Consider the following 11,793-nt stretch of genomic DNA (forward strand, 5'->3'; position numbering starts at 1 on the left):
CGGTAGGCTGGAGGCCCGTGGACAGGGCTTTGAATTCCCAGCAGACCAAGCACGTATTCGTCACCGGCGGCGTGGCCTCCAGTCTCGGCAAGGGACTGACGGCGTCCAGCCTCGGCAGTCTGCTGACGGCGCGCGGCATCCGGGTCACCATGCAGAAGCTGGATCCGTACCTCAACGTCGATCCCGGCACGATGAACCCGTTCCAGCACGGCGAGGTGTTCGTCACCAACGACGGCGCCGAGACCGACCTGGACATCGGCCACTACGAGCGCTTCCTGGACCGTGACCTGTCCGCCGTGGCGAACGTGACCACCGGCCAGGTGTACTCCAGCGTGATCGCCAAGGAGCGCCGCGGCGAGTACCTCGGCGACACCGTCCAGGTGATCCCGCACATCACCAACGAGATCAAGGAACGGATGCTCGCGATGGCGGGCCCGGACGTCGACGTGGTCCTGCACGAGATCGGCGGCACGGTCGGCGACATCGAGTCGCTGCCGTTCCTCGAGGCGGCCCGCCAGGTCCGCCACGACGTCGGCCGGGACAACGTGTTCTTCCTGCACATCTCGCTGGTCCCGTACCTCGCGCCGAGCGGCGAGCTGAAGACCAAGCCGACCCAGCACTCGGTCGCCGCGCTGCGCTCGATCGGTATCGCGCCGGACGCGGTCGTCTGCCGCTCCGACCGGCCGATCCCGGACGGTGTGAAGCGGAAGATCTCGCTGATGTGCGACGTCGACACCGAGGCCGTGGTCGCGGCGCCGGACGCGCCGTCGATCTACGACATCCCCAAGGTGCTGCACGCCGAGGGCCTCGACGCGTACGTCGTCCGCCGCCTGAACCTGCCGTTCCGCGACGTCGACTGGACCCGCTGGGACGAGTTGCTGCGGGTCGTGCACCACCCGAAGGACGACGTCACGGTCGCGCTCGTCGGCAAGTACATCGACCTGCCGGACGCGTACCTGTCGGTCGCCGAGGCGCTGCGCGCCGGCGGGTTCGACAACGACGCCAAGGTGAACCTGCGCTGGATCGCCTCCGACGAGTGCGCCACGCCCGAGGCCGCGGCCCGGCTGCTCGGCGACGTCGACGCGATCTGCATCCCGGGCGGTTTCGGGGTGCGCGGGATCGAGGGCAAGATCGGCGCGATCCGGTACGCCCGGGAGCAGGGCGTGCCGATCCTCGGGCTGTGCCTCGGCCTGCAGTGCATGGTGATCGAGGTCGCGCGGCACCTGGCCGGCCTGGACCAGGCGAACTCCAGCGAGTTCGACCCGGACGCCGAGCAGCCGGTGATCGCGACCATGGAGGAGCAGAAGCACATCGTCTCCGGCACCGGGGACATGGGCGGCACGATGCGGCTCGGGCTGTACCCGGCGAACCTGGCCGACGGCTCGATCGTCCGCGACCTGTACGGCGCCCCGTCGGTGCAGGAGCGGCACCGGCACCGCTACGAGGTCAACAACGCGTACCGGGACAAGCTGGAGACCGCCGGGCTGGTGTTCAGCGGGCTGTCCCCGGACAACGAGCTGGTCGAGTTCATCGAGCTGGAGCGGTCCGTGCACCCGTACTTCGTGGCCACCCAGGCGCACCCGGAGCTGCGGTCGCGGCCAACCAAGCCGCACCCACTGTTCTCCGGCCTGGTCGCGGCTGCGCTCGACCGGCAGCGCGAGTCCAGGCTCCCGGTCGAGGACCCGAAGCCGGCCGCCAAGAAGGCTGCCAAGGCCGAGACGGTCAAGGCTCGATGACGGACTACCCCGAGCTGCGGTTCGGCGCCGGGCTGGCGGATCAGCCCGAGCGCTGGCCGGTGTCCGCGTCGGAGACCGTGCACGAGACCGGCCGGGTGATCTCGGTCCGCCGCGACACCATCGAGCCGCCCGGCGGTGAGCAGTTCGTGCGGGATGTCGTCGTCCATCCCGGGGCCGTCGGTGTGGTCGCGCTGGACGAGAACAACCGGATGCTGCTGGTGCGCCAGTACCGTCATCCGGTCGGCTACAAGCTGCTGGAGGCGCCGGCCGGGCTGCTCGACGTGCAGGGGGAGCAGTACCGCCTGGGTGCCGAGCGCGAGCTCTGGGAGGAGACCGCGACCAAGGCCGCCGACTGGCGCATTTTGGTCGACGCGTTCACCTCACCCGGCCTGACGAACGAGGCGGTCCGGATCTTCCTGGCCCGCGACCTCTCACCCGCCGACGAGTCCTTCGAACGCCTCCACGAGGAGGCCGACATGGAAACGGTCTGGGCCCCGCTCCTGGACGTAGTCGCAGCCGCCCTGGCCGGCCACCTCCAGAACCCCATCCTCATCATGGGCGCCCTGGCCGCCTGGACAGCCCTCAACGGCCCCGGCTTCGACACCCTCCGCCCAGCCGACACCCCCTGGCCGGCAAAGGACGCCTGAAAGGTCCGAAGTGGTTGGGGAGGATCCTGTCCCGGATCGGGCAGGAGATCCTCCCCAACCTCACCGTCCGGCCTTCGATGGATGGTTGCGGAACTTGCTGTAGTGCTTGACGTGCGGTGGGTAGCCGGGTATTTGTTGCTGACAACGATGTCACATTGTCCAGCTCACTCCGCCCCGAGGTTGGTCTGCCCATGCGTCGTTCTGTGGTGTCCCGTCGTGTGAGTCTTCTGCTTGCCGGCGTTCTGATTGCAGGTCTCCCGTCCCTGGCTCGAGCCGTGCCTACGCCGTCGCCGGTCGGCGAAGCTCGGCACCCGACGACGGCGACGCCGCCGGATCCGACGGTGGCCGGGTTGCGTACGCCGGAGGTGACCGGGAGCAGCCGGATCACCAGTAGTTCGCTCGATCCGACCGAGCAGGTGGATCCGTTGATCGGTACGACGAATGCCGGGAACGTGTTTCCGGGTGCTGTCCTGCCGTTCGGCATGTTCTCGTTCAGCCCGGAGACGAGCCGGGGGAACGCGTACCGGACCGCCGCGCCGGGCGGGTACCTGTACTCCGCGACCAGGATCCGCGGCTTCAGCCTGACGCATATGAGCGGGACCGGCTGCGCGGGCGGGTCGGGCGATATCCCGATCTTCCCGCTGGCCGGCGACGTGACGACTTCGCCGCAGAGCGACGCGAAGGACGAGGTCTACGCGTCGACCTACAGCCACGCCAGCGAGGTCGCCAAGCCCGGCTACTACAAGGTCGGGCTCGACTCAGGTGTGACGGCCGAGCTCGCGGCGACGACGCGCACCGGGTCGGCCGCCTTCACCTTCCCGGCCGACAAGGCCAAGACGCTCATGTTCCGTACGTCGAACTCCGAGGTCGGGTCGAGTGACGCGAACATCAGCATCGACGCCGCGCACCGGACCGTCAGCGGGTCGGTGGCCAGCGGGAACTTCTGCGGCTACCTGGCCAGCGTCGGACGGCACAGCTACTACACCCTGCACTTCGTCGCCGAGTTCGACCAGCCGTTCAAGAACCAGGGCACCTGGACCGACACCACGGTCACGCCGGGGAGCGCTCAGGCGAGCGGCGGTACGACGTACGGCGCCGACGGCTGGATGCCGCCGAACAAGGGCTCCGGCGGCTACGTGGGATTCGCAGGCGACAAGGTGACCATGCGGATCGGCATCTCCTACGTCAGCACCGCCAACGCGCTCGCGAACCTGCGCGCCGAGAACCCGCGCGGCACGTCGGTCGCCGTCACAGCCGCAAAAGCCCAGCAGACGTGGCGAAAGCAGCTCGATCGGATCGAGGTGACCGGCGGTACGACGGACCAGCGCACCACGTTCTACACCGCGCTGTACCACGCGCTGCTGCACCCGAACGTATTCAGCGACGTCAACCGCCAGTACTGGGGCTTCGACCAGAAGCCGCACTACCTCTCCCGCGGACAGCAGGCGCAGTACGCGACGTTCTCGGGCTGGGACGTCTACCGGTCGCAGCTGCAACTGCTGACCCTGCTGGAACCGGAGCGGGCCGGCGACATCGCGCAGTCGCTGCTCAACCAGGCAACGTACAACGGCGGCATCTGGGACCGCTGGACCCATGCCTCCGGCAGTACGGCGGTCATGACCGGCGACCCGTCCGCACCAGCAGTGGCGGGCATCTACGCGTTCGGCGGCACGAACTTCGACGCACCAGAAGCTCTGAGGTCGCTGGTGAAAGCAGCGACTGTTCCGACCGAGAAGGACCTCAGCTCCGCGGGCAAGCCGGTCATGTCGATCGGTCAGCGCCCGTCGCTCGACAAGTACCTGGCGCTGCACTACATCCCCACCAAGTCGAACGCCTGGGGCGGTGCGGTCGAGACGCTGGAGGACGTGACGGCCGACTTCGCTCTGGCCCAGCTGGCGCAGCGCACCGGCGACAAGGCGACGTACCAGAAGTTCCTCGCCAGGTCGCAGTACTGGCAGAACGTGTTCAACCCGGCCAACGGCGGCTACATCCAGAACCGGGACGACAACGGCGCCTGGCCAGCGTTCACGCCGTCGACGTACGACGGGTTCGCCGAGGGCAGCAGCGCGCAGTACACGTGGATGGTGCCGCACAACCGGGCCGGTCTGGTCGACGCGATGGGCGGTACGGACGCCGTCAACCAGCGGCTGGACGCGTTCTTCAAGAACCCGGACGGGACCTGGGCGCTGACCGGAGCGGGCGAGCTGCACGCCGAGATGGACAACGAGCCGTCGATCAACACGCCCTGGATCTACAACTACACCGGCCGGCCGTACCAGACGCAGGAGACGTTGCGGCAGGCAATGAACCAGCTGTGGAACACCACCACCGGCGGGATCCCGGGCAACGACGACCTCGGCGCGATGTCGTCGTGGTACGTGTGGACCGCGCTCGGTCTGTACCCGGACGTGCCGAGCCGGGCGGAGCTCCAGGTCGCGGCGCCGCTGTTCCCGCGCGCGGTGATCCATCGCGACGGCAACACGATCCGGATCAACTCGGCAGGCGCGGACGCACAGTACGTCCAGTCGCTGAAGGTGAACGGGAAGACGACGACCAAGCCGTGGCTGCCGGAGTCGTTCGTGCAGCGTGGCGGGACGCTGGACTTCACCCTTGGTACGACGCCCAACAAGACCTGGGGCGCGACGGACACGCCGCCGTCGTGGCGGACCGGGGAGATCCCGTTCCAGACCTCCACCGACACGAGCCGTCTGGTGGTCGCGCCCGGTACGACGAGCGCACCGGTCGCACTGCAGGCCTACCGCCTGAGTGGGACCGCGCAGGACGTCACCTACACCGTCAAGACGCCGCCGGGTCTCGCGGCGACACCGACTAGTGGCGCGTTCCACGTCGACAAGGTCGGTAGCGCGTCAGTGACGATCACCGCGGCCGCTGGTACGCCGGACGGCCGCTACCCGGTCACAGTGCAGATGAAAGCGGCGGACGGAACGGCCCTGCCACAAGTCGGCTTCACCGTCGTCGTCGGCCGGCCGAACTCGTTCTTCGTACTACGTGAGGGCGTAGGCATCTCCGACGACGCCAGCGACCACACCGAGGCGGACTACGACGGTGGCGGTGTCAGCTACTCCCGTCAGGCGCTGGCCGCGGCCGGTCTGACCGCCGGTGGAACGGGTACGGTCCAGGGCCTCAGCTTCACGTGGCCCGACGTACCAGCTGGCGACCCGGACAACGTGCCAGCCGACGGACAGTTGCTCAACCTGGACCTGCCCGCCGGTACGACCAAGCTGTCCTTCATCGGCAGTGCGGTCAACGGCAACCAGCAGACCACCGCGACGCTCAACTACGCCGACGGTACGACGTCGCAGATCGACCTGTCGTTCAGCGACTGGACGCTGGGCGGGGGCGGCGACACCGTTCACTACGGCAACGCCATCGTCGCCACCACGCCGTACCGCAACGAGTCCGGCGGCGGAAAGGACAACGTGACGACTCACATCTTCGCGACCGCAGCTGTGACGTTGACTCGGACGCCGGTGAGTATCAGGCTGCCTACGAATCGTGACCTACGGATCTTCACCGTTGCGGGAGGGACGTCTTGATGAGGAAGACCATCGTGATCGCGGTGCTGACAGTGGCGAGTCTGCTGGTGGCGACCGCACCAGCGGACGCGGCCGGTACGCCGACCAGCACCACAGGACCCTGCGGCTACACGTCGACGCCGGACGATCCGCCGGCGCGGCCGGTGTCGCTGCCGCCGGACCCGGTGCACACGCCGGACAAGGGGATCGTCAGGGTCGTCGTCGCCACCAGCCAGGGGCCGATGATCCTGTCGCTGGACCGGGCGAAGGCGCCGTGCACGGTGCAGAGTTTCCTGCACCTGGCGAAGAGCCGGTTCTACGACTTCACTACCTGTCACCGGCTCACGCTGTACCCGACGCTGAAGGTGCTGCAGTGCGGTGACCCCAGCGGTACCGGCGAAGGCGGGCCGGGCTACTCGTACAAGGACGAGCTGCCCACCGACCTGCCGAACTGGCCGGACGACCCGACCGGCACGCGGAAGGTGTACGCGCGGGGCACCGTCGCGATGGCGAACGCCGGCCCGAACACCAACGGGTCGCAGTTCTTCCTGGTCTTCGCGGACTCGCGGCTGCGGCCGGACTACACCGTCTTCGGCTCGGTCGACCGGCTCGGGCTCGCCACGCTGGACCGGGTGGCGGCCGGCGGGATCGCCCCGACGCCCGACGACCCGGACGGGGTCGACGGCGCGCCGGTACGCACCACCGACATCCTGGTCGCGCGCTCCCTCGGGACCCGCTAGCCGATCGCTTCGCCGCCGTCCTCGGCGAGGGCGGCGGCGACCCGGCGGGCGTTCGCGCTGAACTCGTCTGCGGGGATCTTCGGCAGCATGTCGTCCCAGGCGGCGATCATCGCCCCGCGCAGCTGCATCATGCCGAGCGGACGGGCGAGGAACCACAGGTGGAAGTGCTCGCTGCCGTCGCCCCAGCGGCTGAAGTGTGTCCGGCCGACGCTGTCGATGTCCTGGATCGCCTTCGCGACACGCTGGATCATCGGGCCGAGCGTGGCGGTCAGTTCGGGCGGCAGGTTGTCGAGGCGGTAGTGCTCGTGCGGCTCGAGGAGCGCGACCAGCGGCAGCCCGGTCGGCTCGAACGCCTTCAGCGACCACTGGTCGTCGCGCCAGATCACGAACTGGTCCGGATCCGTGCATTTCGGGCACGGCTGACCGCCGTCCTCGCCGCGGCGCGGCGGTTCGGGCAGCACCGGGTCGGCCAGCCTGACAACCTGGAGATCACCTTCGAACGGGAAGAACGGTTCGCCGAGCAACGGTTCGGCCGACACGCGCTCGCCGTACGGCAGCCGTCGGTGGTATTCGGAGGGCAGATCGCTCATGGACCGCACTCTGCCGGAGAATCGGATCATGCAGAAGCCGGAGCTGGCCGTCCTGCTGGATCTCGAACCGCATCCGGAGGGCGGGTGGTACCGCCAGACGTGGCGCTCGCCGGTCGAGTTCGAACCGGAGGGGTACGGCGGCAGCCGGGCCAGTGCGACCGCGATCTACTTCCTGCTGGCGCCGGGCGAGGAGTCGCGGTCCCACCGGGTGCGCTCGACGGAGCTCTGGCTGTGGCACTCGGGCGGCCCGCTGACGCTCGAGTACGACGAGCAGTCGGTCACCCTGGGGCCGGACGTACGCGCCGGTCAACGGCCGCAGGTGGTGATCCCGGCGGGCGCTTGGCAGGCGGCCCGGCCCGAGGGTGACGAGGCGGTGCTGGTGTCGTGCATCGTGTCACCGGGCTTCGACTTCGCCGACTTCACGATGCGCTAGCGGGCGATCTACAGCTGCGGGACGGTGCTCTCCCCGGTGGTCAGTTCCGGCAGGTGCTCGCGGACCATGTAGCCGCTCGCGCAGACGATCCAGACCGCCGACAGCAGCAGCGGGACAGTGGTCATCAACGTGCCGCCGGCAACGAACGTGCCGCTGTCGGCGAACACGCCGAACGCACCGAGGAACGAGACCACGGCGGCCAGCAGGGCGAGGTAGCCGAGCCAGTTCGGCATCACGTGCGTCCGCAGTACGCCGATCCCGGCCGCGGCCAGCGGCAGCGCCGCCGCGATGCCGATCATCGTCGTCATCACCGCGCTCAGCTCGTACAACGTCGTCGTGATCGCCAGGTCCCGGCCGGCGATGCCGAACGCGGCCGCGGCGGTGAGCGCGGCATTCACGAAGATCGCGCCGCCGACCAGGACCGACCCGGCCAGCAACGCCAGATGGACGTCGCTGCGCTCGGCCCGCTCCCGCATCGCCTCGGCGAAGGCCGCCGAGAACCAGATGACCAGTCCGGCCGCGGCCGCCCACATCAGCGAGCTGAGCAGGATCATGGATCGGGTGTCGGAGAGCCAGCTCGAGATCGTGCTGTCGGAGTCACCGACCGTCGGAGCAGTACCGGGCAGGAACCTGCCCAGCATCGCCAGGACGACGAAGGCCAGTCCGGCGAAGCCGCCCCATCGCAACTCGTGTCGCTCAGTCATGGGGAACACCTCCAACGCGCACCACGCCGATGTGGTGCACCTACTGCTGATGTTCCCCCGTTCCGGGCCGGAATCAAGCCCTATCCGAGAACGGTCGCCAGGGCCTCGTAGCCGGGGAGCAGGTCGATGCCCTCGTGGCCCAGGAGCTGGATCGCGACGTGGTCCGCGCCGGCGTCCAGGTGGGCCTTCAGACCGGCCGCGATCTCGACCGCCGAGCCGTGCAGCACCATGGCGTCGACAAGCCGGTCGCTGCCGCCCTCGGCGAAGTCGGCGGGGGTGAAGCCGAGGCGCTGGAAGCTCGCGGTGTAGTTGCTCAGCTGCAGGTACGACGCGAGCCGGTCGCGCGCCGTCGCGCGGGCGATGTCCGGGTCGGTCTCCAGCACGATCATCTGCTCCGGCGCGAGCAGGACCCCGCCGCCGAGGATCCGGCGGGCCTCGTGGGTGTGCTCCGGCGTCGTCAGGTAGGGGAGCGCCCCGGCGGTCCGGGCCCCGGCCAGCTGCAGCACCTTCGGGCCGAGCGCGGCCAGCGCCCGCCGGTCGGCCGGCACCTTCGCGTCGTCCAGCTCGTCGAGATAACCGACGATCGTGCGGTACGGCGACCGGTACTCGCCGGTGGCCTCCCGGTGCCCGATCCCGACGCCGAGCAGGAACCGGCCCGGGTGCTCGTCCTCCAGCCGGTGGTACGACGCCGCGACGTCGGCGGCCGGCGACTTCCAGATGTTGACGATGCTGGTGCCGACGGCAACCGAACTCGTTGCGGCCAGCAACACCTCGGCGTCGCGCAGGCCGGCCTCCGGCGAGCTGCCCAGCCACAAGGTTCCGTACCCGGCCTGCTCCAGTCCCGCGGCGAGCTCCGGCCCGTAGTGCTGGGCTCCGTGCCAGACCCCGTAGCGTCCCAGTTCCATCGCCACGCCGTGCTCCTCTCGTGAAGCGTCCTACCGCAAGCATCCCTGACCGCCACGAATGGCCGTCAATGATGGTTGCCGCGTCAACCTGGACGGCGTATCCGGAAGGTAGCCGAACGTCTCCGTTCCGCGTCCGGCTGCTTGCCGCTGTGCTTCCGTTCGGTTACCGCTGGGGTACCGGCAGAGTGTCGAGTCACGATCAGACCATCCGGCCGGGTGGTATGAACCCCGCGGGCATACACTCGGCAGCGACCTGGCAACCACCCCTCAACCGCCGGGCCGCGGACACAACGACGTGGGCCGCACACCTGGATCGTGAAAGAAGGGGCAAGTTGTGAAGGTCGGAGTTCCCAAGGAAGTCAAGAACCACGAGTACCGGGTGGCGATCACCCCGTCCGGCGTGCACGAGTTCGTGCGCAGCGGGCACGAGGTTCTGATCGAGCAGGGGGCGGGCGGCGGGTCGCTGATCCCGGACGCGGAGTTCGTCGCCGCCGGGGCCCGGATCGTGCCGCAGGCGGACGACGTCTGGGCGGACGCGGAGCTGGTGCTCAAGGTGAAGGAGCCGGTGGCGGAGGAGTACCACCGGATGCGCAAGGACCAGGTCCTGTTCACGTACCTGCACCTGGCCGCGGGCCGTGACTGCACCGACGCGCTGCTGAAGTCGGGGACCACCGGGATCGCCTACGAGACGGTCCAGCTCCCGGACGGCACGCTGCCGCTGCTGGCGCCGATGAGCGAGGTGGCCGGCCGGCTCGCCCCGCAGTCCGGCGCGTACCACCTGATGGCGCAGGGCGGCGGCCGGGGCGTGCTGCTCGGCGGCGTGTCCGGCGTCCACCCGGCCCGCGTGGTCATCCTCGGCGCGGGCGTGTCCGGGATGAACGCGGCCGCGATCGCGCTCGGTATGCAGGCGCAGGTGCAGCTGTTCGACCGCAACATCGCCCGGCTGCGGCAGGCTGATCAGATCTACCAGGGCCACCTGCTGACCATCGCCTCGAACGCGTACGAGATCGAGAAGGCGGTCCTGGAGGCCGACCTGGTCATCGGCGCGGTGCTGGTGGTCGGTGCGAAGGCGCCGAAGCTGGTCACCAACGACATGGTCCGCCGGATGAAGCCGGGCAGCGTGCTCGTCGACATCGCCATCGACCAGGGCGGCTGCTTCGAGGACTCCCGGCCGACCACCCACGCCGACCCGGTGTACAAGGTCCACGACTCGCTGTTCTACTGCGTCGCGAACATGCCCGGTGCGGTGCCGAACACGTCCACGTACGCGCTCACCAACGTGACGCTGCCGTACGCGATCGAGCTGGCGAACCTGGGCTGGCGGGAGGCGCTCAAGCAGGACCACAGCCTGGCGCTCGGCCTGAACACGTTCGACGGCCACGTCACGTACGGCCCGGTCGCCGAGGCACACGACCTGCCGCAGCTGAAGCTCGACGAGGTGCTGGTCTGAACGACATCGCGCGGGCGGTCAGCGCCTACCTCGACCACCTCACGGTCGAGCGGGGCCTGGCCGCCAACACGCTGGCGTCGTACCGGCGGGACCTGCGCCGGTACGGCGGGTTCCTGGCCGCGTCCGGGATCGACAGCCTCGGGCGGATCACCGAGGCCGTGATCAGCGACTTCCTGATGCGGCTGCGCGAAGGCGACGCGGACCACCCGCCACTGACCGCGTCCAGCGCGGGGCGGACTGTGGTGGCGGTCCGCGGGTTCCACAAGTTCTGTGTGCGTGAGGGCCTGACCGCTGTGGACCCTGCGGCGGCCGTGAAGCCACCTACGCCGCCGCAACGGCTGCCGAAGGCACTGTCTGTCGACGAGGTCACCCGCATCCTCTCAGCGGCCGCCGGCGCCGAGGCGGAGCCTGCCGTACTCGCCACGCGTGACGCCGCGCTGCTGGAGTTCCTGTACGGCACGGGCGCCCGCATCTCCGAGGCCGTCGGGCTGGACGTCGACGACATCGACCTGGACGCCGGTGCGGTGCTGCTGCGCGGCAAGGGCAGTAAAGAGCGGGTGGTACCCGTCGGCACGTACGCCCGTGAGGCGCTGTCGGCGTACCAGGTCCGCGGGCGTCCTGATCTGGTCTCTCGTGGTCGCGGCACGCCTGCGCTGTTCTTGAACGCCCGCGGCGGCCGGCTGTCCCGGCAGAGCGCCTGGACGGTACTGCGCCGGGCCGCACAGCGGGCCGGGATCTCGAAGGAGATCTCCCCGCACACGCTGCGGCACTCGTACGCGACCCACCTGCTGGACGGCGGCGCCGACGTCCGCGTGGTCCAGGAGCTGCTGGGACACGCGTCCGTGACGACGACCCAGGTGTACACCCTCGTCACGGTCGACAAGCTCCGTGAGGTCTACGCGACGTCCCACCCGAGGGCGCTGTCGTCCTGACCCCCGATGACGCGGCATTGTGAACGGTGTGCGATCATCTGGCTACGGCTGGTGACTCAGGGAGGGTGATCGGCCGGGTTCGGAGCTTTGTCGACAAACCACCCCACCCCGGTGCGGAGT

The 11,793-nt window shown here is 69.4% G+C and carries 10 protein-coding genes; 7 read left to right on the plus strand and 3 right to left on the minus strand.

Annotated features, from left to right (window positions below; all coding sequences use genetic code 11):
* Window positions 1–17: 17 nt before the first annotated feature.
* The 4 genes from ABZW60_RS38350 to ABZW60_RS38365 all read left to right on the plus strand — a co-directional run bounded on the left by ABZW60_RS38350 (window position 18) and on the right by ABZW60_RS38365 (window position 6,659).
* Window positions 18–1,736 (plus strand): CTP synthase, encoded by a 1,719-nt coding sequence (locus tag ABZW60_RS38350; protein WP_355485496.1) that lies wholly within the window; start codon window positions 18–20, stop codon window positions 1,734–1,736.
* Window positions 1,733–2,383 (plus strand): NUDIX hydrolase, encoded by a 651-nt coding sequence (locus ABZW60_RS38355; RefSeq protein ID WP_355485497.1) that lies wholly within the window; start codon window positions 1,733–1,735, stop codon window positions 2,381–2,383. Before ABZW60_RS38350 ends, ABZW60_RS38355 begins: the two co-directional genes overlap by 4 nt.
* 275 nt (window positions 2,384–2,658) lie before the next feature.
* On the plus strand, window positions 2,659–5,940 hold the full coding sequence (locus ABZW60_RS38360; protein ID WP_355485499.1) for a GH92 family glycosyl hydrolase: 3,282 nt from the start codon (window positions 2,659–2,661) through the stop codon (window positions 5,938–5,940).
* Window positions 5,940–6,659 carry a peptidylprolyl isomerase gene (locus ABZW60_RS38365; RefSeq protein ID WP_355485501.1) on the plus strand — a complete coding sequence of 240 codons (720 nt, stop codon included), beginning with the start codon at window positions 5,940–5,942 and terminating at the stop codon, window positions 6,657–6,659. The genes ABZW60_RS38360 and ABZW60_RS38365 overlap by 1 nt, the downstream gene beginning before the upstream one ends.
* Here the strand turns inward: ABZW60_RS38365 and ABZW60_RS38370 are convergent.
* Window positions 6,656–7,249: a hypothetical protein gene (locus ABZW60_RS38370; RefSeq protein WP_355485503.1), complete on the minus strand. Its 594-nt coding sequence runs from the start codon at window positions 7,247–7,249 to the stop codon at window positions 6,656–6,658. The two genes, ABZW60_RS38365 and ABZW60_RS38370, sit on opposite strands and share 4 nt — an antisense overlap.
* 28 nt (window positions 7,250–7,277) lie before the next feature.
* Here ABZW60_RS38370 and ABZW60_RS38375 point away from each other — a divergent pair, with 28 nt between their 5' ends.
* Window positions 7,278–7,682, plus strand: a complete 405-nt coding sequence (locus ABZW60_RS38375; protein ID WP_355485505.1) for a cupin domain-containing protein — start codon at window positions 7,278–7,280, stop codon at window positions 7,680–7,682.
* 8 nt (window positions 7,683–7,690) lie between these two features.
* Here ABZW60_RS38375 and ABZW60_RS38380 read toward each other — a convergent pair whose 3' ends face one another.
* Entirely contained in the window at window positions 7,691–8,386 is a 696-nt protein-coding gene (locus ABZW60_RS38380; protein ID WP_355485507.1) for a hypothetical protein, read from the minus strand.
* 80 nt (window positions 8,387–8,466) lie between these two features.
* Window positions 8,467–9,291, minus strand: a complete 825-nt coding sequence (locus tag ABZW60_RS38385) for an LLM class F420-dependent oxidoreductase (RefSeq protein ID WP_355485713.1) — start codon at window positions 9,289–9,291, stop codon at window positions 8,467–8,469.
* A 334-nt stretch (window positions 9,292–9,625) separates the two neighbouring features.
* On the opposite strand from ABZW60_RS38385, the gene ald reads away from it, so the two are divergent.
* Window positions 9,626–10,741 carry an alanine dehydrogenase gene (ald, locus tag ABZW60_RS38390; protein ID WP_355485509.1) on the plus strand — a complete coding sequence of 372 codons (1,116 nt, stop codon included), beginning with the start codon at window positions 9,626–9,628 and terminating at the stop codon, window positions 10,739–10,741.
* Entirely contained in the window at window positions 10,738–11,673 is a 936-nt protein-coding gene (gene xerD, locus ABZW60_RS38395; RefSeq protein WP_355485714.1) for a site-specific tyrosine recombinase XerD, read from the plus strand. The genes ald and xerD overlap by 4 nt, the downstream gene beginning before the upstream one ends.
* Window positions 11,674–11,793: the final 120 nt, after the last annotated feature.

This window comes from Kribbella sp. NPDC003557 (genome assembly GCF_040610805.1).
GTDB lineage: Bacteria > Actinomycetota > Actinomycetes > Propionibacteriales > Kribbellaceae > Kribbella.